The sequence below is a fragment of the Clostridium sp. genome, assembly GCF_050717515.1.
Taxonomy (GTDB): Bacteria; Bacillota; Clostridia; order Clostridiales; family Clostridiaceae; genus Clostridium_AD.
In genome coordinates this window covers 273,817-300,296 of the sequence record NZ_JBOITL010000039.1, presented here as the reverse complement: position 1 = coordinate 300,296, position 26,480 = coordinate 273,817, and the positions used below count along the sequence as shown (strand labels likewise).

Annotated in this window: 26 protein-coding genes and 1 tRNA gene; 25 read left to right on the top strand and 2 right to left on the bottom strand. The window is 31.4% G+C overall.

Annotated elements, in window-relative coordinates:
• Positions 1-6: 6 nt before the first annotated feature.
• Positions 7-984, top strand: a complete 978-nt coding sequence (locus ACREV6_RS23530) for an RluA family pseudouridine synthase (protein WP_431580463.1) — start codon at positions 7-9, stop codon at positions 982-984.
• A 52-nt stretch (positions 985-1,036) separates the two neighbouring features.
• On the opposite strand, the gene ACREV6_RS23525 is transcribed toward ACREV6_RS23530, so the two are convergent.
• Positions 1,037-2,329 carry a serine hydrolase gene (locus tag ACREV6_RS23525; protein WP_431580462.1) on the bottom strand — a complete coding sequence of 431 codons (1,293 nt, stop codon included), beginning with the start codon at positions 2,327-2,329 and terminating at the stop codon, positions 1,037-1,039.
• Positions 2,330-2,466: 137 nt separating this feature from the next.
• On the opposite strand from ACREV6_RS23525, the gene ACREV6_RS23520 reads away from it, so the two are divergent.
• The 8 genes from ACREV6_RS23520 to ACREV6_RS23485 all read left to right on the top strand — a co-directional run bounded on the left by ACREV6_RS23520 (position 2,467) and on the right by ACREV6_RS23485 (position 9,735).
• Positions 2,467-3,159 (top strand): helix-hairpin-helix domain-containing protein, encoded by a 693-nt coding sequence (locus ACREV6_RS23520; protein WP_431580461.1) that lies wholly within the window; start codon positions 2,467-2,469, stop codon positions 3,157-3,159.
• 121 nt (positions 3,160-3,280) lie between these two features.
• Positions 3,281-4,309: a selenide, water dikinase SelD gene (gene selD / locus ACREV6_RS23515; protein WP_431580460.1), complete on the top strand. Its 1,029-nt coding sequence runs from the start codon at positions 3,281-3,283 to the stop codon at positions 4,307-4,309.
• A 71-nt stretch (positions 4,310-4,380) separates the two neighbouring features.
• Positions 4,381-5,769: an L-seryl-tRNA(Sec) selenium transferase gene (gene selA, locus ACREV6_RS23510; RefSeq protein ID WP_431580459.1), complete on the top strand. Its 1,389-nt coding sequence runs from the start codon at positions 4,381-4,383 to the stop codon at positions 5,767-5,769.
• Positions 5,770-5,812: 43 nt separating this feature from the next.
• Positions 5,813-7,729: a selenocysteine-specific translation elongation factor gene (gene selB / locus ACREV6_RS23505; protein ID WP_431580458.1), complete on the top strand. Its 1,917-nt coding sequence runs from the start codon at positions 5,813-5,815 to the stop codon at positions 7,727-7,729.
• 90 nt (positions 7,730-7,819) lie between these two features.
• Positions 7,820-7,916: transfer RNA gene (locus tag ACREV6_RS23500), tRNA-Sec, on the top strand.
• A 142-nt stretch (positions 7,917-8,058) separates the two neighbouring features.
• Complete coding sequence (locus ACREV6_RS23495) at positions 8,059-8,370, top strand: hypothetical protein (protein ID WP_431580457.1); 312 nt, start codon at positions 8,059-8,061, stop codon at positions 8,368-8,370.
• Between the two features lie 126 nt (positions 8,371-8,496).
• Positions 8,497-8,619, top strand: coding sequence for a hypothetical protein (locus ACREV6_RS23490; RefSeq protein WP_431580456.1), 123 nt, complete (start codon positions 8,497-8,499; stop codon positions 8,617-8,619).
• A gap of 591 nt (positions 8,620-9,210) precedes the next feature.
• Positions 9,211-9,735 carry a 2'-5' RNA ligase family protein gene (locus tag ACREV6_RS23485; RefSeq protein WP_431580455.1) on the top strand — a complete coding sequence of 175 codons (525 nt, stop codon included), beginning with the start codon at positions 9,211-9,213 and terminating at the stop codon, positions 9,733-9,735.
• Positions 9,736-9,770: 35 nt separating this feature from the next.
• On the opposite strand, the gene ACREV6_RS23480 is transcribed toward ACREV6_RS23485, so the two are convergent.
• Positions 9,771-10,052, bottom strand: coding sequence for a hypothetical protein (locus ACREV6_RS23480; protein ID WP_431580454.1), 282 nt, complete (start codon positions 10,050-10,052; stop codon positions 9,771-9,773).
• A gap of 307 nt (positions 10,053-10,359) precedes the next feature.
• Between ACREV6_RS23480 and ACREV6_RS23475 the strand changes: the two genes are divergently transcribed.
• The 16 genes from ACREV6_RS23475 to holA all read left to right on the top strand — a co-directional run bounded on the left by ACREV6_RS23475 (position 10,360) and on the right by holA (position 26,459).
• Positions 10,360-10,674: a hypothetical protein gene (locus ACREV6_RS23475; RefSeq protein ID WP_431580453.1), complete on the top strand. Its 315-nt coding sequence runs from the start codon at positions 10,360-10,362 to the stop codon at positions 10,672-10,674.
• Between the two features lie 12 nt (positions 10,675-10,686).
• Entirely contained in the window at positions 10,687-11,727 is a 1,041-nt protein-coding gene (locus tag ACREV6_RS23470) for a V-type ATPase subunit (RefSeq protein WP_431580452.1), read from the top strand.
• Positions 11,728-11,764: 37 nt separating this feature from the next.
• Positions 11,765-13,732, top strand: a complete 1,968-nt coding sequence (locus ACREV6_RS23465) for a V-type ATP synthase subunit I (protein ID WP_431580451.1) — start codon at positions 11,765-11,767, stop codon at positions 13,730-13,732.
• A gap of 81 nt (positions 13,733-13,813) precedes the next feature.
• Positions 13,814-14,239: an ATP synthase subunit C gene (locus tag ACREV6_RS23460; protein WP_431580450.1), complete on the top strand. Its 426-nt coding sequence runs from the start codon at positions 13,814-13,816 to the stop codon at positions 14,237-14,239.
• Between the two features lie 19 nt (positions 14,240-14,258).
• Entirely contained in the window at positions 14,259-14,567 is a 309-nt protein-coding gene (locus tag ACREV6_RS23455) for a V-type ATP synthase subunit F (protein WP_431580449.1), read from the top strand.
• A gap of 32 nt (positions 14,568-14,599) precedes the next feature.
• Positions 14,600-15,214 (top strand): V-type ATP synthase subunit E, encoded by a 615-nt coding sequence (locus ACREV6_RS23450; protein ID WP_431580448.1) that lies wholly within the window; start codon positions 14,600-14,602, stop codon positions 15,212-15,214.
• A gap of 40 nt (positions 15,215-15,254) precedes the next feature.
• Positions 15,255-17,012: a V-type ATP synthase subunit A gene (locus tag ACREV6_RS23445; RefSeq protein WP_431580447.1), complete on the top strand. Its 1,758-nt coding sequence runs from the start codon at positions 15,255-15,257 to the stop codon at positions 17,010-17,012.
• Between the two features lie 50 nt (positions 17,013-17,062).
• A complete protein-coding gene (locus ACREV6_RS23440) occupies positions 17,063-18,445 on the top strand; it encodes a V-type ATP synthase subunit B (RefSeq protein ID WP_431580446.1) in 1,383 nt (460 codons plus the stop codon).
• 1 nt (position 18,446) lies between these two features.
• The gene (locus ACREV6_RS23435; RefSeq protein ID WP_431580445.1) at positions 18,447-19,067 is read left to right on the top strand and encodes a V-type ATP synthase subunit D; all 621 of its coding nucleotides are present in this window, start codon (positions 18,447-18,449) and stop codon (positions 19,065-19,067) included.
• Positions 19,068-19,380: 313 nt separating this feature from the next.
• Positions 19,381-19,560, top strand: coding sequence for a hypothetical protein (locus tag ACREV6_RS23430; RefSeq protein WP_431580444.1), 180 nt, complete (start codon positions 19,381-19,383; stop codon positions 19,558-19,560).
• 193 nt (positions 19,561-19,753) lie between these two features.
• Positions 19,754-19,918: a zinc-ribbon domain-containing protein gene (locus ACREV6_RS23425; RefSeq protein ID WP_124998203.1), complete on the top strand. Its 165-nt coding sequence runs from the start codon at positions 19,754-19,756 to the stop codon at positions 19,916-19,918.
• Positions 19,919-20,078: 160 nt separating this feature from the next.
• Positions 20,079-20,639 (top strand): MORN repeat-containing protein, encoded by a 561-nt coding sequence (locus tag ACREV6_RS23420; protein ID WP_431580443.1) that lies wholly within the window; start codon positions 20,079-20,081, stop codon positions 20,637-20,639.
• A 116-nt stretch (positions 20,640-20,755) separates the two neighbouring features.
• Positions 20,756-23,248 carry a P-type ATPase actuator domain-containing protein gene (locus ACREV6_RS23415; protein WP_431580442.1) on the top strand — a complete coding sequence of 831 codons (2,493 nt, stop codon included), beginning with the start codon at positions 20,756-20,758 and terminating at the stop codon, positions 23,246-23,248.
• 123 nt (positions 23,249-23,371) lie between these two features.
• On the top strand, positions 23,372-23,614 hold the full coding sequence (locus ACREV6_RS23410) for a hypothetical protein (protein WP_431580441.1): 243 nt from the start codon (positions 23,372-23,374) through the stop codon (positions 23,612-23,614).
• An 83-nt stretch (positions 23,615-23,697) separates the two neighbouring features.
• Positions 23,698-25,404, top strand: coding sequence for a ComEC/Rec2 family competence protein (locus ACREV6_RS23405; protein WP_431580440.1), 1,707 nt, complete (start codon positions 23,698-23,700; stop codon positions 25,402-25,404).
• A gap of 20 nt (positions 25,405-25,424) precedes the next feature.
• Entirely contained in the window at positions 25,425-26,459 is a 1,035-nt protein-coding gene (gene holA / locus ACREV6_RS23400) for a DNA polymerase III subunit delta (RefSeq protein WP_431580439.1), read from the top strand.
• Positions 26,460-26,480 lie beyond the last annotated feature (21 nt).

The window sequence follows — 26,480 nt, the reverse complement described above, 5'->3', positions numbered from 1 at the left end:
AAATTAGTGCTAACTAATAAATTAGTGCTAACTAATAAATTAACATATGTAGTTAAGGAAGATATTCATGAATTGAAATTAAGAGATTACTTAAAGTATACAGAGAATTTATCTAGTAGATTTTTAAAAAGCTCAGGACTTAGTGGAAAAATAAGTGTAAATAATAAAGTTGCCAGGCTAAATCATAGAATAAATTCAAAGGATATAATAGAAATTGATATGAAGACGAATGAGCATCAAAACATTGAACCAGAGAAGATGAACCTGGATGTGGTATATGAAGATATAGACCTTATAGTTATAAATAAGAGTCCAGGTATAGTGGTTCATCCCACGAAGGGTTATCCCTTTGGGACACTTTCTAATGGTGTTTCATATTATTTTAAAGAAAAAAATGAAAAATGCATTGTTAGACTGGTGAGTAGATTGGATATGGATACTTCAGGTCTAATAATAATTGCAAAAAATCAATTTGCACATATGGCCTTAGCCAGAGACATGCAGAGCAAAGACATGCAAAAGGATAATACGTTGCAAAGCAAAGACCTGCAGTGTAAAACCTTTGAGAAGAGCTATATGGCGGTTGTACATGGCAATATGAAAAATAAGTCAGGTACTATTGATTTGCCTATTGGAAAACCCAATGAAGAAGGTGCAGCAAGGGAAGTTTGGGAAGAGGGACAAAGAAGTATAACTCATTATGAAGTTATTGATTCTTTTAAAAATGGTGACCTTTTAAAATTGATTTTGGAAACTGGTAGAACACATCAGATTCGCGTTCATTTAAGTCATATTGGTCATCCGATTTATGGAGATAGCCTGTATGGTAGTTCCGAAAGTCATTATATTGAGAGGCAGGCACTTCATGCTTATAAATTAATTATTCCACACCCAAGAACTGGTGATGAGCTTATACTTGAGGCGGAGCTTCCAGATGATATAGTGAATTTAATAAGTAAACTAAAAGCTGAAAGTGAAATATAAGAAAGCAACAGATTTATACTATTTAGTATGAATCTGTTGCTTTCTTTATGTGTTACCTTTTACGATTTAAATTATCAATATATCTACTCAATCTGTGTTTTCTTTTTCTTTTTATATGCTTTAATCTGAAAAATACTATTAATACTGCTAGGGTAATGGCAAAATATTTTATTGTGTTTAATAAAAGTGCAGAACCTTTAAAGTTTTTTGAATCACCTTTAAAAAAACCATTGTTTGGGGAAGGAGGTTTAGAATAATTTACTCCGCTAGACAAATCTAAATTGTAGGAATCTTTATCAAAAGTAATTGTTGCTTTACTTATTTTATCACCTTTAGCAATAGTAGCTAGGTTTGAATTATTTTGATCAGTTTTAATAGTCGGAGTTGAAGGTGGAGGTGAATTTTTAGCTTTAACAATATAAAAATCCTTTGAGGCAAGTAGTGGAATAAGTGTACCATCATCTAAAGTTAATTTTGATACTTCATGGTCCGCATTAAAATATTTAAAAAGCTCAAAATTGTCAAATCCATAATTCAATAGGCTTATACTGTCCCCAAAAAAAGTCTTTTTAGAGTCGTGAACAAGAGCGACTATAAGCTTTTGACCATTTCTACTAGCCGTGGCAATATAAGAATGCTTTGATTGGATAGTATAGCCTGTCTTTCCACCTTCACAATTCTCATAATAGTATTGGTCGCCTTTATGTATTAGCCTATTACCATTCCAAAGAGGACGTTTTTCCACAGATTTATTAGTTGATGCCATTGTATATGAAGGAGTTGTGGCTATCTTTTTGTATTCTTCATGTTTAGTAAGTTCCTGCATAATTAAAGCTAAGGCATAAGCTGAAGTTTTATGTTTAACATCATATAAGCCATTAGGATTGACAAAATTAGTGTTTTTACAGCCCAGTGAATTTGCTTTCTCATTCATAAGCACTGCAAATTTTTCAGTAGTGCCGCTTACATGCTCTGCCAGGGCTACAGCGCAGTCGTTAGCTGAAGCTAATATTAATCCGTATAACAATTCTTTTACAGTAATCTTTTCGCCTTCAAATAGATATATTTTTGAACCATCAGTCATCTCCGCATTTTTGCTTACAGTTACCACATCGCTTAAATTACATTTCTCTAAGACTAGAAGTATAGTCATTATTTTAGTAGTGGAAGCTGGGGGATAAGCAGAATTCTTATTTTTTTCATAGAGTATGGTGCCTGTAGTAGCATCCATTAAAACTACACTATCAGCTGATGCCACTGGAGGGGCTACTATTGCTTGTACCGCTCCGGTTATATTAAAAAGCAAAAAAAACGATGTAAATATTATTGTGATAAATTTCCTCATAAATTACCTCCCAGTTTTCAATAATTATATTATATCAAAATAATTCTTTCTTAGCGACAGTATTTACGAAAAGTTGTCAATAATTTTATAATAAAGGCAAATTGTTCCACTGTCACAGAGGGCAAAAGGGAGGATTTATGAAAAATAAAGAAAAAATTATAGGCTCTATAGTTATTTTATGCATAAGCATTGTATTTATAATTGCTGGATATACAATGTCCGGTCCGAAAGAATCTATTAATGATAAAGATTATAAAGATATATTTGTAGAAACTGATAAAGCTTCAGAAAAAAAAGACGAAAAGGTCGCGGCTACCACTAAATCAAATACAGCGCTTAAATCAAATGCAGCTGTTAAGTCAAATACAGTAGAAGATAGCAATATTAAAGTGGACATAAAGGGAGCAGTAGTATATCCAGGGGTCTATGAAATAAAAAAGGAAAGTAGGGTGAATGATATTGTAGCGCTGGCGGGGGGCGTTACCCTTGATGCAGATCTTGATGCAACCAATCTTTCTGAAAAATTAAAGGATGAAGATTGCATTGTGATTTATAAAAAGGGCCAGGCGGATAAGCTGCGAAATTCCCAAAGTAAAACCAGTGAGGCTATAGTTTCAAGTTCCAAGGTAGTGAATGTTATTATTAACATAAACACTGCAAATAAAGAAGAATTAAAGACCCTTACAGGTATAGGAGATACAAAAGCGGATGGGATAATTAAATATAGAGAAGAAAACGGAGGATTTAAGTCTGTAGAGGAGCTAACAAAAGTAGATGGTATTGGAGAAAAGACCTTAAGCAAATTTATAGATAAGGTAGACATAAAGTGACTAATGGTATAAAATTATCTTGAACAATTAGTAATAATTATTACTAATTACAGAGAACTACGAGGGCAGAAAACAATCCATAATTGTTTTCTGTCACAGAGAACTACAAGGAGGTTTTAACATGGAAAAAAGACTTACAGAATTATCAAAAACCTCTGGCTGAGCAGCGAAAATAGGGCCAGGGGCCTTGGCGGAGATACTAGGTAAATTACCTAAAATGGAAAGTGAAAACTTAATTGTTGGAATTGAAACTTCGGATGATGCAGCGGTGTACAAATTAAGTGAGGAAATTGCAGTAATTCAAACCTTAGACTTTTTTACACCTGTAGTAGATGATCCTTATACCTTTGGGCAAATAGCAGCAGCAAATTCATTAAGTGATGTGTACGCTATGGGAGGTAAACCAACCTTAGCTTTAAATATAGTATGTTTTCCTAATTGTTTAAATATAGATATACTTGGACAAATTTTAAAAGGTGGAGCAGATAAAGTAATAGAAGCTGGAGCAATAGTAATAGGTGGGCATTCAGTACAGGATGATGAACCTAAATATGGTCTATCGGTTATGGGAATAGTACATCCAGATAAGGTGCTTAAAAATTACGGCTGTAATATAGGAGAGGTTCTAATTTTAACAAAGCCCTTGGGTACTGGCATAATCAATACCGCAATAAAAGCTGAGATGGCCTCAAAAGAGGCTTACGACATTGCAGTTTTGGTTATGAGTACTTTAAATAAATATTCTGGAGAAATCATTATGGAGCATGAAATAAGTGCTTGTACGGATATAACAGGCTTTGGTATTATGGGTCACTGCTATGAAATGGCTAAGGGATCAGATGTAAGTTTAAAATTATTTAAAGAAAATATACCATACATAAAAGAAGCTAAAGAATATGCAAAAATGGGGCTAGTGCCTGCAGGCACCTATAACAACAAAGTATACTTAGAGGATAAATATGAGCTTAGGAGCATACCGGAATGGTTAGAGGACATATTATTTGATCCTCAAACTTCAGGTGGTCTTTTAGTATCTTGCACAAAAGCTGAGGCGACAAAACTTATGAGTAGGTTAAATGAGTTAGAATTAAAATCACAAATAATTGGAGAAGTAATCCCTTTGCAAGATAAATATATAATCGTGGAGTAGTGAAAATTCTCCATATTAAAACACTTGTGAGGATTATTTAGTTAACAAAATAAGTGCAGGGTGGGATTACTATGAATAGAGAATTATTAAGAAGCTTACCTAAGGTAGATGAGCTACTTCAAGAAGAAATTATAAAGAAGCAGTTAGAAAGTAATATAAGAGTTCTTGTATTAGATTCTTTAAGAGAGGCTATAGAAGTTTATAGAAAAGCAATTCTAAATGATGAAATACAAGCCTTAACTAAGGAAGAAGTAATAAGCTATTCTGTCAAACTATTAAATAAAAAGAATAGTCCAAAGCTTAGAAAAGTTATAAATGCTACGGGAACTGTGATTCACACAAATTTAGGTAGATCTCTTTTATCAAAGAATGCAATAGATCGAGTAATTAATGTTGCCGAGAATTATAATAACCTTGAGTATGATATTGATAAAGGCAAAAGGGGCTCTAGATATTCACATATAGAAGACATTCTTATAAAAATAACTGGCGGCGAGGCCGCTATGGTGGTAAATAACAATGCAGCAGCAGTTATGCTTGCGCTAGATACATTGTGCAGGGAAAAGGAAGCAATAGTGTCTAGAGGGCAATTAGTTGAAATTGGTGGGTCTTTTAGGGTTCCTGAGGTTATGAAATTTAGTGGTGCTAAACTAGTAGAAGTTGGTACAACTAATAGAACTCATTTATATGATTATGAGGATAATATTACAGAAAATACAGGAGTACTATTAAAAGTACACACTTCAAATTTTAAGATTATGGGATTTACAGAGGAAGTATCTATAGAAGACTTAGTAGTGCTAGGAAATGAAAAAGATATACCCGTAGTTGAAGACATAGGAAGTGGCGTGCTAATAGACTTTTCAAAATATGGATTTGTCTATGAGCCAACAGTTCAGGAAAGCATAAAAAAGGGTATAGATGTAGTAACCTTTAGTGGAGATAAGATGCTGGGTGGTCCTCAAGCTGGAATTATAGTAGGGAAAAAAAAGTATATTGATAGAATGAGGAAAAATCAATTAACTAGGGCGCTCCGAATAGATAAAATGACTTTGGCAGCTTTAGAAGGTACTCTTGCACACTATTTAGAAGAAACAGAGGCTATAAAAAACATACCAACTTTAAATATGCTTTTATGTAACACGGAAGATCTTAAGAAAAGTGCTAAAAAACTAAAAAGAATGCTTCAAAATAAAACTGATAAATTCACTTTCACTATAGATAATGACTACTCAATGGTTGGTGGGGGTTCGATGCCCACAGAAAAATTAGAAACTTATGTTATAAAAATAAAAAGTGAAAGTTACGGCGCTCAGCAAATAGAAGAGACTCTGAGAATGAATGAAGTAGCTATAATTGTAAGAATTAATAATAATGAAGTTATAATGGACCTTAGAACACTATTCGAAAAAGATTATGGGATTATTGTAGAGGCTTTTAAAAACATGCAAAATGTATAATTAACTTGCATGCCCATATTTTTATGGAAAGGATGTTGCATATATGAAGCATATTATTATAGGAACGGCAGGGCATATAGATCATGGAAAGACTTCTTTAATTAAAGCATTAACCGGTAGAGAGACAGATACTTTAAAAGAGGAAAAGGACAGAGGTATTTCTATAAATTTAGGATTTACCTATTTTGATTTACCATCTGGTAGAAGAGCTGGGCTAATTGATGTTCCAGGTCATGAAAAATTTATTAAGAACATGCTAGCAGGAATAAGTAGTATAGACGTGGTACTACTGGTTATAGCAGCAGATGAAGGTATTATGCCTCAAACTAGAGAGCATTTTGAAATATTGCAACTACTAAATGTTAAAAAAGGAATTATAGTTCTTACAAAAGCAGATTTGGTGGATGCTGAATGGATTGAAATGATTAAAGGCGATTTAAGGGATGAATTTAAAGGAACATTTTTAGAAAATGCACCTATTCATGCAGTATCCTCAAAAACAAAAATGGGATTTGATGAGCTAGTTACTGCTATTGATAAAATCACAGAAGAAGCTTCTGCTAAAGATACGGAAGGGCATTTTAGATTACCTGTGGATAGAGTATTTTCTGTAAGCGGTTTTGGCACGGTGGTAACTGGAACAATAATAAGCGGAAGAATAAAGGTGGGAGATACGGTAGAAGTATATCCTTCAAAAGTAGTTACAAAGGTTCGCGGTATTCAAATCCATGATAAACCTGAGGAGTTTGGAGAAGCGGGGCAAAGATGTGCTATAAACCTGGCTAATTTAAAATTAAGTGAAATAAGCAGAGGGGATGTAGTTTCTAAATTAAATATAATGGAACCTTCATTTTCAATAGATTGTGCGCTTTACTATCTAAAGAGCGCAGAAAAACCACTAGTTAATAGGCAAAGAGTTAGATTATATCATGGAACAGATGAAATCCTCTGTAGAGTTGTTATATTAGATAAAGAAGAAATAGCACCAGGGGAAAGTGCTTATGTACAATTAAGACTTGAAAAACCTATAAATGCTCAAAGAAATGATAGATATGTAATTAGAAGTTATTCACCTATGCATACTATAGCTGGGGGCACTATTATTGAACCTGCTGCGCAAAAGGCTAAAAGATTTAATGAAAAGTATGTAGAAGATCTTAAAGTTAAAGAAAGTGGTAAAACTGAAAATATTTTAGAGCATACTCTTAGCAAATTAAGTGGGGATTATCCAGATGCTTCTGTGATTTTAAAAGCCTTAGGCAAAAATGAAGAAGGCATAGAAGATAAATTACAAACACTGGTAGAGGATAATATAATAATTAAATTAACAGCTCTAGATAAGACAATATATATACATAAGAATTTCCTAAAGCAAAAGATAGAGGAAATAGAGAAAATTTTAATAGTATATCATAATGAAAATCCACTTAAGGCTGGTATGCCAAAAGAGGAAATAAAAAATAAGATTTTCGGCAAAAATATAAAGCAAAAAACCTATGATGAAATGTTATTGCTTATGGAAGATAGAAATGCTATAAAAGTATTTGAAAAATCCGTATGTTTATACGATTTTAGGATACAATATACAGTGGAGCAAGAAAAATTAAAACAGAGCATTATTGAGGCCTATGATAAGGGTGGATACAATACCCCTAAATATACTGACTTAGCTATAAATGAAAAGGATAAAAAGACCTTTAAAATGGTTTTTGATTCGCTTATGGATAATGAAGAATTAATAAAAGTAGCTGAGGATTGTATTTTTACAAAAGAGCATTATGAAAATTCAAAAACACTAGTATATAACTATATTAAAGAACACGGCAGCATAGCGGCATCAACCGCTAGAGGAGTATTTGACACAAGTCGAAAGTTTGCGGTAGCGCTTTTAGAACATTTTGATAGCATAAAATTAACCAAAAGAGTAGAAAATGATAGAGTGTTATATAAAGATAGTTAGAAATAGAAGCTAAATATTAATTTATTCGACAAAATCATGCATATTGCTATTGAATATACGGTTAAGATATGCTATAATTAGTATATTCATGGGAGTAGATAGGTGCTGGTGTGCCTGCCAGTCTTCAAAACTGTGTTGTCGTGCTAATACCACGATGGGTGTGTTCGATTCACACATATTCCCGCCAATTAAATCGACATATTGCGGCCTAGATACATAATTTTTTATGTTATCTGGGCCGCTTTTTATTTTGGATTTTTTTAAATGCATATACCTGTAGCACAACATTGACTGTTAGCATAACAGGTAACTAGCACTCAGTGTGTTTTATGGAGGCGAAGGTAATGGATAATTTTGATTATAGGGATTTGCCTGAGATCTATTGGAGTAAAGATACTCGAGTAGGGAAAGAAAGGGTTATTACCGAAGCGACGCCATTAAGGGTTGAAGCAGAAAACCTTTCTAGAAGAAGGCAGTTGTGGGTTGTTAATGATGCAGCTACTTATATTTACCATTCAACCGATCCGAACTTTACGCTTGAAAGCGGAAAATATAGATACCATTACACATATAACAAATCAAACCATTGTAAGTCAAGGCGAACAACTGGGTATAAAGCTGATAAAAAGTCCATATTTTGAGCCTGGTGATAAACGGATACAAGCAGTAAATTTGGATGGCAGGTCAAAAATACAAGCAGCTACCTCAATCAAATATTAAAAAAATTAGAGCATAATTCAAACGTAAATTCAGTAGAGCATGATAAGATGCAAAATGACATCACTCATATCAAAGGCAATGTTGAGGCTCTTAGAAAAGATATTTTAAATGTTGAAATTATAACAAGCAGTAACTGGAATGATATAGCAAAATTAAAAGCAGTTAAATAGACATATTGCGGCCTAGACACATAAATTTGTGTATCTAGGCCGCTTTTTTTAATTTTCTGGGATATTCTCAGTTCCTTCAATATGCTCTATTCCATTGTCATTAATTTTATAATTTCCTCTGTCCTCTTGTTTTTTTATAAATTTCTTCTATGTTATATTTCATAATTACCTCCTTGAATCATTTATACTCACTTTTTTTTATCTAATTTTTGTGAACCCCAAGTTACTTCAATATCTTGTATTGTTCCATCACTCATATTAGCTTTTAAAGTTTAAGGTAGTTTATATTCATCACCAACTGTCATTTCTATTTTCTTATCCGCTATAGAAATTATAGTTGAAATAACCTTTATTGTTATTTCAACTTTTTTATCATAACCAATGACAGTACCATCTATAGTAATATTTCCTGTTTTACTAGTATAATATATCTATTATATATTTGATATTACACGTGGCCTAGATACTCTCTGGGCCGTTTTTTATTTAGCAAAAATAAGATGATACTTATTAAATCTATAAAAAGATTTATAATATTTATTAGAATGGTAAATAATTAATAATATGAAATATATTTCGGGAGTGATTAAAGTGAGATATGTAATAGTTAGTGTAGTAAATGGAAAAGCGGGTGTTTTTAATGATAATTTGCGGCAGGAGATATTTGAGAAATTCGGTGCAAAATCCTCCAAATTGCCTGCACACTTTACCATAAAAGCACCTTTTGAATATGGAGGAAGTATTGGTGATTTAGAAATTGCATTAGAGATATTTAGCAAAGAGAATAGCGGTGCTTCTTATGATATCAATAATTATGACCACTTTGATCAGCGGGTTGTTTATATGAAAGTGGAGATGTCTAAGGAAGGGAAAGAACTTCATGACAAACTCATTGATACTATTGATTCATTGACTTATATTGATTTTGATAAAAAAGATGGCAAAAACAAGATTTTTCATATAACCCTTGCATCTAAAAAAGTTAATGATATATACCCTGAACTTTGGGAATATGTTAATACTAAACCCTGTAGCTTTCAATGCAAATTTAATAATATATCAATATATGAGTGGCAAGAAAACACTTGGATACTACGTAAAAAATATGAATTTTAAATAGGATATATAAAAAAAGAGCCGTAGGCTCTTTTTTAAGTTTCTTGGGTATTTTCAGTTTCTACAATAGCCTTAGTTCCTTCGATATGCTCTATTCCATTGTCACTAATTTTATAATTTCCTCTGTCCTCTTGTTTTTTTATAAATTTCTTATTAACTAGTGAGTCAAGTGATGCCTTAAATAATCTAAGATCACCCTTACCCTTACCTAAATCAATACCTAACTTTATTTTTGCTACGCTTTGTGGGGATGCAGCTCTATTTTCATAAAGATAGTTGAATAGTTTAGCTTCAATTTCTTCTATGTTATCTTTCATAATTACCTCCTTGATTAATAAATTTATTTAGTAATAGTATTTAATTATACTACATCACCTAGGTAATAAAAAGATATAGTTTATAAGTAAGGTTTTTATATGTGAGTCTCTGCGATAAACACAGGTAATGTCAGCTATTTACGTTATATATTGTAAAAACACTCAAATTCATTACTAAATGCTAATATAATGTCAAAAATAGCTTTCGACATTACTATTTAAAGAGAATATAATCAAAGGATGGTTATTTTTCATTATTATAGAAAAACTAATGATGTGTTATTTTAATAATATTGGGGGCGATGCTTTGGAATTTGTAATGAATAAAATAATGAGTATAGACAAAGATGCTGAAGGATATAGAAAGGGCATTGATGAACTGCTAAAAGAAAAACAAGATGAACTTGAAAAAACAATTGTGGATATGAGGAGCAGCTTTCAAGAAGAATCTAAAATTATTAAAAATGCTATAAGTAATGAAAAAATACTTGAGGCAGAGGGTAGAGCTAAAAACATAATAAGTGAAAAGCAGGAAGGATTAAATAATATTAATACTAAATATCAAATAAATAAATTACAGATAGTAGAGGAAGTATTTAATAGAATAATAAAGCCACTATAGGAGTGAAAACATATGGGAAGTGTTGTTAAGTTTAGTGCTATAAATACTAAAGTAAAGGCAATGATGGGGAAGATGCTGAGCGGAGAGCAGTACTCCAAATTACTAAATTGTAAAGACTTCAAAAGCACTCTTAAACTATTAAAAGAGGAAACTAGCTATGGTGAACTTTTAGAAGGGTACAACTTAGAGAAGATTCATCGGGGTAATTTAGAAACTATTTTGCATAAGTATTACATAAGTACTTATAGTAAATTTATAAATTATTTTGATGGTGAATATAGGAATCTCATAAAAACTTTATTTGTAAGATGGGAAATAGAAGATTTAAAAGTAATTATAAGGGGTAAATATTTAGGATTTAGCCGCGCCGAAATAGATAATAAGCTAATTGCCAGAAGTTCCTTAAATAAAATTAATTATGATTACTTATTAGCTTTAAAAAGTGTAGAAGAGGTAATAGACGGATTAAAAGGTAGTATATATTATAAGAGCCTAAAGAATTTAGCTAAGATTGCAAGTGCTAAGGGTTTGTTTAGAATTGAAACTGAACTGGATTTTGTTTATTTTACGTCCATACGCCGGGAACTTAAACATTTAGACAAGGAGAATAAAGAAGTAGTGTATAGCATAATGAGCCTTGAAGCAGACCTTTTAAATTTAGGCTGGATATATAGGGGGAAGACTTTTTACAAGATACCTCCAGAGGAACTGTTTAACTATACTATATATAATGGGCATAAGTTTTCAAAGGAAAAACTTAAAAAACTTTGTTATATAAATAATATAGAAGAATTTAAAAACATATTAGAAAAAACGCCCTATGCATCAATATATGAAAAGGATGATCCTAATTTCATTGAAAAACGAGAACGTGAATTTCAAAAAAAATATTTCAAGAAAATTCTTAGAGAAAATAAAACTAATATTAGTATGGTTATGAGTTATCTTATTGTTTATAGGATTGAAATAAGAGATATTATATCTATAATAGAACAAAAAAGATATGACATGGATATAAATGAAGGTATTAATTATGTTTCTGTTACATTGTAAATGTTAATTACCACATAGAAGCGCAGGAGGTGATTTTGTGTCTATAGAAAAAATGCATATGGTTAATTTAGTGGGGGCTATTAAAGATTTTGATAAACTTACTAAAATGTTAGCACTAGAAGGCTGTATGCAACCGGTAAGTGCACTGCAAGAAATAAACTCATCAGACTTTGTACTGAAAACTTCCACGGATAATATAGAGGCTTTAATGGATGTAAGTTACATAAGGCCTTATTTATATGATAAAGAATATAATATAAGTTTAAAACATATTGAGAAACTTGTGGACGCTGAAAAGACCTTTGGTAAAAGCTTTGATTACACTTGTGAGATGATTTTTGATTTTGATACTATGGAAAAACAGCTTTCGGAAGTCTATGGCAAATATAAGGTTTTAAACACAGAACTAGAGGATTTAAAAGAAAAAGAGCATTATCTTAAAAATACTTATGAGGCCTTAGAATTTTTAAAGAATGTATCGCTTCCTATGGAAGACATTACTAATATGAAAAATTTCCAAATGGGATTATACAAAGTGCCAGAGCAAAACATGCTTAAAATAAAAGCCAACTATGAAAATATACCCTCAGTAATCCAATCTGTCTATAAGGAAAAGGATTTTGTTATATTTATAGCATTTACTCCAATGCTTTTGATAGTAGAGACGGAAAGAATTTTTAAATCTGCAAATTGCGAAAAAATTCTAGTGCCTGAGCATTACACTGGAGTTCCAAGGGACGTGTCAGTGACAGTTCGCGCCGAAATAAATGAGGTGCAACAATCTACAGTGGAAATTCAAAAACAGCTTAATGGTTTCCTAGATGAAAATTATAAAACAATAAAAAACATTCAAAACAGTTACGAATTAGAGCAAAAGTCTGGAGAAATAAAAAAAAGTGCAGCTTGCACAAATGAATTTTTTTATCTTTCAGGTTGGATACCTAAAAGTTTTATGGCGAACTTTAATAAGTTACTTTCGGGTTTTGATGGTAGAATATTGACCATTAAAAAGGATCCTAATGAAAGAACAAATAAAGATATAACTCCACCAACAATGCTAATAAACAATAAATTGTTTAAACCTTTTGAGAGTATGGTTTACATGTACGGTGTTCCTAGTTATGATGAAATCGATCCCACTATGTTTTTGGCGATAACGTATACATTAATGTTTGGTGCTATGTTTGGAGATGTAGGTCAAGGATTAATATTGTTTTTAGCTGGTTTTTTACTTAAGAACAAGCTAGGTAGAAATAATTTAGGCGGAGTTTTTGAAAGGATCGGGCTAAGTTCTATAGTATTTGGATTTCTATATGGAAGTGTATTTGGCTCTGAAACAGTAATTCCAGCTATTCTAATTAGGCCGATGGATCATATTAATGATATATTAATTGCCGCAATAATATTTGGATGCGGTTTCCTTATTTTAGGTTTTATATTAGGAATTACTAACAGTGTAAGGCGAAAAGATATAGAACGCGGATTTTTTGGAAAGGAAGGACTAGCGGGTTTTATGTTCTATATTGGAGTTTTAACATTAATAGTATCTGTAGTTTATAAAAAACCATTATTACCGGAAGCTGTTTGGATAATATATTTTATTTTCTTTTTATTATTGATATTGTTAAAGCAGCCACTAGCAAATATTATCTTAGGTAAAAAAATATTATTTGAAAATGGAGCTAAGGATTATTTTATAGAATCAAGTTTTGAGGTAGTAGAAACGCTTTTATCTATGTTTTCTAATACCCTGTCATTTATAAGAGTAGGTGCCTTTGCCTTAAATCATGTTGGTCTATTTGTTGCATTTTCTGCTATGGCATCTATGACTAAAAGCGGATTTGCATCTGTGCTAATACTAATACTTGGAAATGTAATAATTATATGCCTTGAAGGGCTCATAGTATTTATACAAGGGTTAAGACTGGAATATTATGAATTATTCAGCAAGTATTATGAAGGTGGCGGGGTTAGTTTTGAGCCTGTGAAGGTGGAACTTAAGTAACGCATATAAAAAAGTATTTATTGTATAAAATTAACGAGTGTGCAAGTTAGCGCATTTGACATTTGAGGAGGAATAACGATTATGACTATATTATTAATGTTAACATTTTGTGTTGTTATAGCTACTATTACTTACGGAGTTGTTCAGCAAAGTAAAATAGATCTTTTAGGAAAACAAAAAATTAAAAAGGCACTTAAAATAAATTTAGGGGTGTTTATTCCAGTTATGACGGGGGCTTTAATAGTAAATATTCCAAGTGTGGCTCACGCTGCAGGAGCAGTAGCTACGAACCCTGCTGCAGGACTTGGATATTTAGCAGCTGGACTTTCTACAGGACTTGCAACTATTGGTGCAGGCTATGCTGTAGGTGCAGTTGGCTCTTCAGCCTTAGGCGCAGTATCTGAAGATCCTAAGATACTTGGTAAAACTCTAATCTTTGTTGGTCTTGGAGAAGGTATTGCTATATATGGACTTATTATATCTATAATGATACTTTCAAAATTATAATTTTTTAGGAGAGAGACTTATGAGAAGTTATTTAATAAGTGATAATGTTGATACATTTGTAGGTATGCAAATGGCAGGACTAGAAGGCGTTCTTCTTCATGAAAAAGAAGAAATAGTTAAAAAAATAGAAGAATTAAGAAAAGACCAGGAAATAGGAATAATAATAATAACAGAGAAAATTGCGGCGAAAATCCCTGATGAGGTAAGAAGCATAAAGCTGTCAAAGGAAAGACCTCTTTTGGTAGAAATTCCTGACAGACATGGTTGGAGCAAGGGTAGTGACGCTATATTAAAATACGTTAAAGAGGCTATAGGGCTTAAATTATAATAAGAGCATAAGAATTTGCAGGAGGTTTGGTTATGACCACCATTGAAGATAAGATAAGTTTGTTTTCTAAAATAATATATGACAAGGTAAATGACGAAAAAGAAGAACGGCTAGAAGCCTTCAGTTTGGAGGCTAAAAAAAGAATAAATGTGGAAAAAGAAAAGATAGAAGAAATGCGGCGGGATCTTAAAAGAGAAGTGGCAAAAAAATCAAATATAAAAGCAAATGGGATAGTGGCAAAAGAAAGGCTTAATAAGCAAAGAGAAATATTATTTCTTAAGGAAAAACTTATTAAAGAGGCTCTAGAAAATGTAGGACAAAGGCTTGCAGAATTTGTCTCTTTACCGGAATATAAACCTTATTTTCTAAGTATATTGGAAAATACTTTAAAGGAAATAGATAGTGGAGAGTACTATATTATAGTACTCAAAAGGGATTATGAGAAATTCCAAAGCGAAATTGCAGTGATACTCAGTAATTACAGTGATCGAAATGTGGAAATGAAGATTTCAGAGGGAGACTTTATAGGTGGCATAATACTAAAAGACATTAAAGGGAAATTTAAAATAGATAATAGTCTATATTCCAAATTGGAAGAAAGCATGGAAATAATTGGCCTTCGAGTTATGGAAATGTGGGCCAATTGACATCTGTTATGTCCACTGATTTATGAATGGGAGGAAAAACATGGAAGGAAATATAATGGGAGTAAATGGTCCAGTTATAAAAGCTGAGCATATGAAGGGCTTTAAAATGAGAGAAATGGTTATGGTAGGCTATAAAAAGCTCATCGGTGAAATCATAATATTGGAAGACGACTTCGCAACTATTCAGGTTTACGAAGAAACTAGTGGACTTAAAATAGGTGAACCTGTAATTTCTACTGGAAGTCCTCTTTCTCTTAAACTGGGACCAGGAATACTAGGAAATATATTTGATGGGATTGAAAGGCCACTAGAAAAAATAAATGAAATGTCTTATGGCTTTTTACCTGAGGGTATAGGTCTAATATCTCTTGATGAAGAAAAACTTTGGTATGTAGATATTAACGTAGCTCTTGGAGATGAATTAAAAGAAGGATTTATATATGCAAGTGTTCAAGAAACTGAATCTATTATGCATAAAATAATGGTTCCACCAGGGGTGTTTGGGACAGTAATCCAGGTGTGTGAAAATGGAAACTACAACATAGAAACCACAATAGTTAAATTAAAACAAGGTGAAAAAATTCATGAACTTAAACTTTACCAATATTGGCCTGTAAGAAATCCAAGACCAGTAAAAGATAAAAAAACTATTTTTAAACCTCTTATCACAGGACAAAGAATAATAGACATATTCTTTCCAATAGCAAAAGGCGGTACTTGCGCAATTCCTGGAGGATTTGGTACTGGAAAGACTATAACCCAGCATCAACTTGCCAAATGGTCTGATGCAGATATTATAGTTTATATTGGTTGTGGAGAAAGAGGAAACGAAATGACAGAAGTTCTAGAAGATTTCCCGAAACTTATAGATCCTAGAACAAACCTGCCACTTATGAATAGGACTGTACTTATAGCTAATACATCTAATATGCCGGTAGCTGCCAGAGAAGCAAGTGTTTATACGGGTATTACAATAGCCGAATATTTTAGGGATATGGGATATCATGTTGCTATAATGGCAGACTCAACTTCAAGATGGGCAGAGGCACTGCGGGAAATCTCAGGAAGACTTGAAGAGATGCCAGCTGAAGAAGGATATCCAGCTTATCTTCCATCTAGAATTGCAGAGTTTTATGAGAGAGCAGGCTACGTAGAAAACTTAAACGGCAGCGAAGGTTCTGTTACTGTAATTGGTGCAGTTTCGCCTGCAGGGGGGGACTTCTCAGAACCTGTCACTCAAAACACTAAAAGATTTGTTTCTGCTTTTTTAGGTCTTGATAAAAAATTAGCTTATGCGCGGCATTATCCTGCAATAAACTGGCTATCTAGTTATAGCGGCTACACTTCACTTTTAAAGGACTGGTATGAGGAAAACGTGGCGGAAGACGTAATGGATTTAAGATCAAAGATGCTTAAGCTTTTATATGAAGAAAATAAGCTTCTAGAGATAGTTAAATTGGTAGGTGAAGATGTGCTACCAGACGAACAAAGGCTTATCATAGAGGTAGCTAAATGCCTTAAGATTGCATTCCTTCAACAAAATGCCTATAATGCTGTAGATACTTTTGTACCTTTAGATAAACAATATAAGATGCTTAAAGCTATAGAATCCTTTTATGATAATGGAAGTAGGGCAGTAAAAGCATCCATACCAATTTCCGTTATTATGAATAAAGAATTAATGGAAAAGCTTTATAAAATGAAATACAATGTACCCAATGATAAACCAGAACTAATAGATGATTTAGAAAGTGAACTGGCAAGATATTTTGAGGAACTTATAGAAAGATATAGATAGGTAGATAATAATATATACCTACAGAAACTAGTGAGGAGGTATAAGCAGCTATGAAGAAAGAATATTTGATGTTAAACAAAGTCCAAGGGCCTTTAATTATACTTTCTAATGTGGAAAACGTAGCCTATGATGAAATCGTTGATATATTGGTGGAGGGAAAATACAAAAAAAAAGGCAAGGTTGTTCAAATTTATAAAGACAAGGCTATAGTACAAGTTTTTGAAACAACAACGGGGATGTCTGTTACTAATACCTCAGTGCATTTTAAAGGGGAATCCTTTAAAATAGCTATTACAAAGGATATATTAGGGAGAGAATTTAATGGAATAGGAGATCCGCGCGATAATGGTGGAGAAGTTTATTCTTCAAAAAAATATGATGTAAATGGAAGACCTATGAATCCTGTGGCTAGAAGATACCCTAGAGATTACATACAAACAGGGATATCCTCTATAGACTGTCTTGCTACATTAATTAGAGGGCAAAAACTTCCTATATTTTCTGGAAATGGTATGGCTCATAATGAACTAGCCGCGCAAATAGTAAGGCAAGCCAAAGTTTCTAGTGAGGCAGATGAAAAATTTTGTATAGTATTTGGAGCTATGGGAATAAAGTATGACGATGCTAATTATTTTAAGAAAAGCTTTGAAGAAGCGGGAGTGCTGGAAAAGGTAGTTATGTTTACGAATTTAGCAGATGATCCTATAGTTGAGAGAATAATAGCTCCAAGATGTGCGCTTACTGTTGCAGAATACTTAGCTTTTGAAGAAGATATGCATGTACTTGTAATTCTTACAGATATGACTAATTATTGTGAAGCACTAAGAGAACTATCTTCATTAAAAGAAGAAGTTCCAAGTAGAAAGGGTTATCCAGGATATTTATATTCTGATTTAGCGTCGCTATATGAAAGAGCTGGCATGATGAAAGGAAAAAAAGGTAGTATAACTCAAATACCAATACTCACTATGCCTAACGATGATATAACGCATCCAGTGCCAGATCTTACAGGCTTCATAACAGAAGGACAAATTGTTTTAAGTAGAGGGATCCAGCAAAGGGACATATATCCGCCAGTAAATATTTTATCATCTCTTTCTAGACTTATGAAAGATGGTATTGGTGAAGGTTTTACTCGCGAAGATCATGGGGATGCATCAAATCAAATATTTGCAGCATACTCTAGGGTACAAGATGTAATAGCTCTAGCACAAGTTATAGGAGAAGATGAGCTTTCAGAAATAGATAAGGTGTATATGGACTTTGGTAGAGCCTTTGAAGAAAGATTTTTAAAACAGGACTATGATGAAAATAGGGATATGACAGAAACTTTAGATTTAGCTTGGGAAATTCTTGGCATATTGCCCAGGAATGAGCTAGATAGGGTTTCACCTAAAATTTTAGAAAAATATTATAAAGCAGTGGTGAAGTAATATGGAAACCCTTGCGCCAACTAAATCTACCTTAATGGCTGCTAAAAATTCCTTGGACTTTTCTGAAAAAGGCTTTGAACTATTAGATAAAAAAAGAAATGTATTAATAAGAGAAATGATGTCTTATGTAGATAAGGCACGGGTTCTTCAAGAGCAGGTAAATAAAACTTTTTCCAAGGCCTATAAGGCTTTACAATCTGCAAATATAAATTCAGGAATAACTAAGATGGAAGATATAGCTATGTCGGTGGAAGAAGCAAAAGATTATGAAATTTTGTTTAAAAGTGTTATGGGCGTAGAAGTACCAAAAATTATTTTCGAGAGAAAAGAAATAGAACCAAAGTATGGATTTTACAGAAGTAGCGCGTCTATTGATGAGGCAATGAAAGAGTTTAACAATGTAAAATACTTAACCTACGAGTTAGCAGAAGTAGAAAATGCTGTATACAGATTAGCCATGGAAGTAAAGAAAACCCAAAAGAGAGCAAATGCACTTCAAAATATACAGATTCCTAAATATGAGGAAATAGTAAAATTTATTACAGAAGTTTTAGAAGAAAAAGAAAGAGAAGATTTTTTTAGGTTAAAAGTAGTGAAAAAGAAACATAGAAAAGAAGATTAGCACTGGAATTAAAGACTTGAAATTATAATAGTAGGGCGTGTACTTAGTTAAAGGTACACGTTATTTTTATTTAACTAGCAATAAAATTCACCAAAAGTTAATTTAATAAAAGAATATTCAAATTATTCTAAATGTGTTATAATGAATTTAGAAAAGGAGGGTAAAATTGTAACATTAAAAGAAAATTTAGGGGTAATAAATTAAAGAGTTAGTTGTTTGAAAGTTTTAAGATAAATTACTGTTTGGTTTTAAATGATATATGTGAAGTATATAATTAAGAACAACATTTTAAATAAATAATAAGAGGTGGAATATGGAAGAATACAGAGGCTATGTAATAGAAGTTATTGAAAATCAAGAGAAAGAATATCCATTTAAGGCAATAGCAAGAAAAGAAGAAGAAGAAATAAAACATAAAGGACATAGCAAACTACAAGCCATTGATCTTGTTAAAGGAACCATTAATTTAGCTTTAGCTAGAAATAATAAATAATAAATATTCAGTGTTTTTATAAGTATTTTGAAGAAAAGTATTGCAAATCAATAATATATATGTTATTCTAAATGAGTTGAGATTGCAAAATCATTAACATCAAGATTTAATATGATTTAAACATTACCTTTTTAGGCATATAAAGTAAATCAGCTCTTAAATCTTAATATAATTAAAAAGGAGAAATGTTTAAATGGCAGATAAAACTATAATATGCAAAGATTGTTCACAAGAATTCGTATTCACTGAGGGTGAACAGGAATTTTACAAAGAAAAAGGATTCGAAAATGAACCACAAAGATGTCCTGATTGTAGAAGAGCTAAAAAACAACAAAACAATAGAGGATTTCAAAGATAATTTTATCTAATAAAAAATACCTGTAGGAATTAATTCCTACAGGTTTTTATTTTGCAAAAAAATATTGTATAATTTTAGGCAAAGCATGATATAGTATATTGTAGATGAGGCAAATGAAATGACAAGAGAAGTATGCCCAGGGAAAAGGAGCTAGGATCATATGAAAAATGTAAAACTAAGTAAAGCTAATATGAGCAAAATTACTATGCAAAATGTTAAGCTAGATAAGGTGACAATTGCACAAAAAGAACATGTTCACGGAGGAATCTATGAGGGAGAAAGACTTGATGGCGTAAAAAATGGCCAAGGGACTTTTATTTATACGGATGGAAGTAAATATGTAGGTCTTTGGAAAAATAATAAAATGCATGGCATGGGAACTCTCACTTGGGCCTGTGGAGAAAAATATGTAGGTGAGTGGAGTGATGATGAAAAACACGGAAGTGGAATATATACCTGGGCAGATGGTGAAAGATATATAGGAGATTGGGAGAATGGTGAAAAATCCGGTCAAGGCATTTGTAATTGGCCAGATGGAGATATCTATGTAGGGGGCTGGAAAGATGGACTTAGACAGGGGGAAGGAATCCATACTTGGGCTACTGGAGATAAATATATAGGTCAGTGGGTAAATGATGAAAGAGAAGGCCAAGGAATGTACATATACGCTGATGGAGAAATTGTCATGGGACAATCTAAAAGCAACCAATTGATAAGGTAAAGCTCGTTGCTATATTGTGCTTTAAAATTGGAGACTTTAGCTATTTATGCTAAAGTCTCCAATTTATTCAACGAAGAATATAAGGTATAAAAAATGCAAAAGGATAGGTTGGTAATATGAAGAAGTGGTATGGAAAAACAATGACAAAAGTAGTGAAAATTTTAGATTCAGACATTAGTTTGGGGCTAACTGAAAATAAAATCAAGCATATGAGGGAAACATATGGCGAAAACCTAATATTAAAGCCTAAAACTGAAAGTCTTTTAACTTTGATTATTGAAGAAATAAGACAATTATGGATGGTTATATCCTTAATTTTTATAGCCATGTTATTTTACAACAAGTTATATGTTATAGCATGCATCGTAGCTTTTATAATGATAACAAGTCTTGTAATGTTAATTCATGGAGACTATAAAGAAGAAAAAAGTTTAATGGCAATTGATAACTTAAACACAGCTTTTTCTTACGTATTGCGAAATGGAAAGAGATGCAAAATAGCTTGTGAAGAAATAGTTGTTGGAGATATGTTTTTTTTAGAAAAGGGTAGCTATGTGGCAGCTGATATTAGAATAATAGAATGCGAAGATCTTAAGGTACGTGAAGTTGCTGTAACAGGTGAAAAATATGAAGTTGAAAAGTACTCTATGAAGATAGAGGGAGGGGTAATAAATCTTTCTCAAATAAAGAATATGGTTTTTAAATCTTCTATTGTTACTGGAGGATCTGGCCTAGGTATAGTTGTTGCTACTGGAATGGATACACAAATTGGTAAAATTGCAAGTGCACTGCTGGAATATAAAAATGACAATAGGATTTTTACTAAAAATTTAAATAAAATTGCAAATAGAGCAGCACAAGTTACTATGATAGCAGGCGCAATAACTTTACTTTTTACCCTATATAATAAATTTTTAGTCTATGAAATTATAAATGCTCTTATATATGTTTTTATGACATTTTATTTTCCGATTTATATTATAATATTATTTACATTTTTTAATATTATATTCCAGGGATTTAAGAAGAAGAATATATACATAAAGGGTATTTCTGCTATATACTTTCTTGCCAGCATTACTACAATATTTACAAAGAAGATTGGTTGTATTTCGGAGAATGTACTTATCTTTAGACACGTATATTGCGATAATATGCTTGTTGATGTACAAAAACAAAGCATTACTATGGAAGCTACTATGGAAAGAATAATCAGTATAGCATTACTTTGCAATGATGCTAAACTAGAAAGTGGGGGAGCGTCTTATAGTGGAAATGATAATTCTATTGAGAACTTAGCAGAATATGCAATTCTTAAATTTTGTAGTGAAGAATTTTCAGAAAAAAGTAGATTAGAAATGCAACAAGAAAGAGTTTTTAAAATACCCTATGATTCTGATAGGTTGATAAAAACTGTTCTGAATAAGATTGAGGATAGATATAGAGCTAATGTATCAGGGGGTCTTGATAGTCTATTAAACAGGTGTACTCATATTTTAATTAATGGGATAGAAAAAGAAATTAAAGAAAGCGATATCAAAACCATTATAAATGCTCATATAGGAATGTCTAATAGTGCTTATGCTGTTATAGGGTTTGGATACAGGAATTTCAATTATGAACCCAGCATTGATGAGAATATTGAAAGTAATTTAGTTTTTGTAGGTCTAATGGGCTTTGAGAATCCTATTAAAAATAATTCCTATGCAGCAGTGCAAAACTGTATAGACAAAAACATTAGGCTTATTATAGATGAAGAAGATAATAAACTAGCTTGTTTAGCTTTTGGGAAGCGAATAGGACTTACTCATAAAAAAGAAGAAGTTTTATCAGGAATAGAAATAGATTATATGGACAAAGAAGAATTCGAAAAAAATATTGAGGGCGTTAGCATTTTCTCTAAAATTTCGCCTAAACATAAAAGTGAAATTGTGAACTGCCTAAATTCCAAAGGCCATTCTATAGCATCAGTTGGGGATAGGTTAACGGATTTGGAATATCTTAATAATTCACGTATATCCATTTCAACAGGAAATGAATGTAGCAATGTAGTAAGAAAACTATCAAGCTTATTTTTACAAGAAAATGATTTAAGTGAAATAATCAATTTAGTTCACCATAGTAAAAAGATTATTAACTTTATAAGTGAATTAGGTTTATTCCTAAGTGCGGTAGGGCTTAGTGAAATCCTTATAATATTAATATGTTTAATTGCTAAGGGGCACATGCCATTTACGCTTATTGAAATCTTATATTTGAATTTTATAATTATACCTTGCTCAGGGATGTCAATTCTATTGCAAAATAGAAATAGGGTTAAAGATATGAAAAATATTAATTTTAAGTATATAAAAAGAGTTTCAGTAAGAAATGCATTTATAACTAGCGGCATATATTTTTTGATTTTATATTTAATGGGTAAATTTACTACTATAAACACAGTGCATATTGGATTTATTATTTTTGTTTTATACCAAAATTTATTTTGCATAACCATAATATCTGAAAAGCATTTTTTGAAAAATAAAAATTCTTACAGTTTATTACTTATTAATTTGGTATTGCAGTGTATATTTATTATGATGTACCTTTTTAATATTATTAGTTAATTTGAAAAAAGAACAAGAGCTTCCATAAGGTTTATAAGCTAGCTGGAAAAATGAAAAATAAGCAAAAATAACCTGTTTAATTTGAATATTTATTGGATAAAATAAAATTGTGGAGGTGTGAAAATGCTTGAAAATATATTTGAAACAAAGGTAATAGGAAGTAACACAATTTTTTTAGATATACCAGAAGGAGAGTATTTTATAAATTATAATAATTTATCACAAGAAGCGGCACAGGAGATTACTTATAATTATTTTAAAATAAGAAATAAATCTGGAATACCTCATGTAAAACATATTCATGCAATTCCTAATATCCACAATGTTGAGATTATAATAGAAATAGAAAAGGATGGAACAAATTAATATGTTCTTTTTAATAAATAAATTTTCAAGTACTACAGTTTATTATGGCTAGACCCTTAGTGTATTATGCAGTGTCAATTTTTATGGGATGCCTTATTTGTTTAATTTTAATTAGTAATCCTATTTTAGGTGCAGTTATAGCTGCATCTTTTTTAGCTGTTATGTATTTTACTATAGATAAAAAATTCTTTTATCTGATAGTTTGTTTTTTTATTATTTCTGCTATAAATTATTATGCTTATTTTAATATTAACTTACCAAAGTCGCAAAAGTTGAAAGTAAGAATTTCAGACAAAAATAATTATTATTGCTATGCAAAATCCAGTAACAAGAAAATTATTTTGAAGGGCAATATCTTTGGATTAACGGAAGGAAGGAATGTTTGGATAAGGGGCAATTTTAAAAAAATGGCAGTTTATGAAAGAGGTATAGTTGGAACCTACATAGTTAATGATTATAAAATATGTAATGAGGATTTAATATCAAAGATTGAAAGTTTTAGAAGGGATTTATATAAAAAATTTTCAGTAGTACTAGGAAAAGAAAAAACTGCACTAGTTATGGCTGTATGTTTTGGAGATAGCGGCTTTATTGAAAAGACGCAAAAGGAAGACTTTAAAAAGTTAGGTATTAGCCATGTTATAAGCGTATCAGGACTACACATGTCAATAGTATATAAAGCATTAGAAATTATTAGTGGCTATAAAATTGCTCTTTTATTTTCTTTTGTATATATGATATTTACAGGAGGAAAAGCATCTACTATAAGAGCATTTATAATGATTTTTATATTAAAAATAGCAAGTAAAATTTATAAAAAATACGATAGTCTTTCCTCTATTAGCCTAGCTGCAATTATACTATTGTTATTTAGACCTTTCTATATTCTTGATATTGGGTTTATGCTTTCTTTTCTTTGTGTTCTTGGGATTATATTGTTTAATAAAAAAATAAAAAAGGTATTATATAAACTTCCTAAAGCTTTAAATGAATCTTTTAGCTTAAGCATAAGTTCTCAAATATTTTCATTGCCTTATGCAGTTTTTGCACTGAAGACTTTTAGTTTCGGATTTCTTTTTAGCAACTTACTGCTATTGCCTTTTTATACTGTAGTTGTGGTTTTAGGTAATATAGGATTGGTCCTTAGCGGTTTTTATGAATTGTTCAACTTAATAAATTATGGGTTGTATACCATTTTAATAATTATAGAATTTATTCAAAAAAATTTATGCATAATGCTACCAGAAATAATTTACTTTTCTTGTATAGAAAGTTTAGTTGTATTTGGGTTATATCTATGTTATCTTGGAATTAAAAGTGGACATAGGCAATTTAAGTATGTTCCCCTATGTGTTATTTTTGTTTTTGCATATCAAAATTACAAAGTTTTTCCAGAGATCAGTTATATAAGTGTAAATAATAATGATATAGTTTTAATACAATATAAAAGTGATACAATTGCAGTTACCACAGGTAACATCAATGCGCTCGATTTAAAAGTGCCTGTAAAAGTAGATAATGTTTTTAGAGGGTACCGAGGAGATTCAACTATAAAGCTTTCCCATAGATGTATTATTAGGTTAATCAGTCATGGTAATAAATTAGAAGCACAAGTGTGTTTTTTAGAAAAATCAAACATAAAACCTAATCTGGAGGTTTTTAATAATACCGGTAGTGAAATTACAACATATAAAAAAAATATAAAACTAAAAAAGGATGATATTTATACGCCTAAAGGTACAATAATAAATAAATACACAATTATAGGAAATAAAGTTTTGAAATTTTAACAGGGGTTGGTGGAAATATTTTGATTAATTTTACGGATTTAGAGAAAAAGTTAAAGAAAAATGAATTAGATAATTGCTATGTATTTTGCGGATCAGATGAAAAATTAATAAAACACCATGTTAAATTTGTAACTGATAAGGTGTTAAAAAGTGATTTCATGGATTTGAATTATTCAAAATTTGATGGTAACAAAGCTGATTTTGAGACAATTATTGAATCTTGTGAAACTATGCCCTTTATGAGTGATAAAAAAGTAGTAGTTGTATATAGAGCGTCATTTTTAGATGATAGTGGCGGAAGTAAAAGTTCCGGGGATTTGAAAAGTGAGAATTTCCACTTGTTAAATGAATATTTGAAGAATCCCGCGCCTCATTGCGTTTTAATTATATATTATGTGTTTTCAAGTGACAGAGAGAAACCAAGTAATAAAATTAAAAAATTAGACAAAAAAGCCTGCGTTATAAAAGTTGATAAATTAAGAGGTGAGGTTCTCCAGAAAAAATGTATGGATTTGTTCCAAGGTGCAGGTAGCAAAATAGGGAAAGCCGAACTTGCACTATTTTGTAGCCAAGTAGACAATAATATGGATATCGTAGTTAATGAAGTAGAAAAATTAGTTTCTTATGCAGAGGGAAGAGACATTACAAAAGATGATATTTTGGCTATGATGCCTCAAAAGAGTGAAAATGATATTTTTAATTTAGTTGATTATTTGTCTCAGAAAAATATTAAGAGAGCTCTAGATATTTTAAATGAACTTATATATAGGGGGGAGAAGATTCCGCTTATACTATTTATGATAGCCAGGCAATTTAATCTTTTATTTAATATTAAATTAGGTATTGATAGCGGGAAATCAAAAGAGATTTTGGCGGGTGAGCTAAAGCTTCATCCTTATATCTGTGAAAAAATGATATCACAGAGTGCGAAATTTACTTTAAAAGGGCTAAGGAGAAATATTGAACTATGCGTTGATACGGAAAAAACACTGAAAAGTACTTCTACTGATAATAAGATAAATATGGAAGTCTTTATGATAAAGACTGTTATGTAGCAAAAAAAATAAAAACCGGTG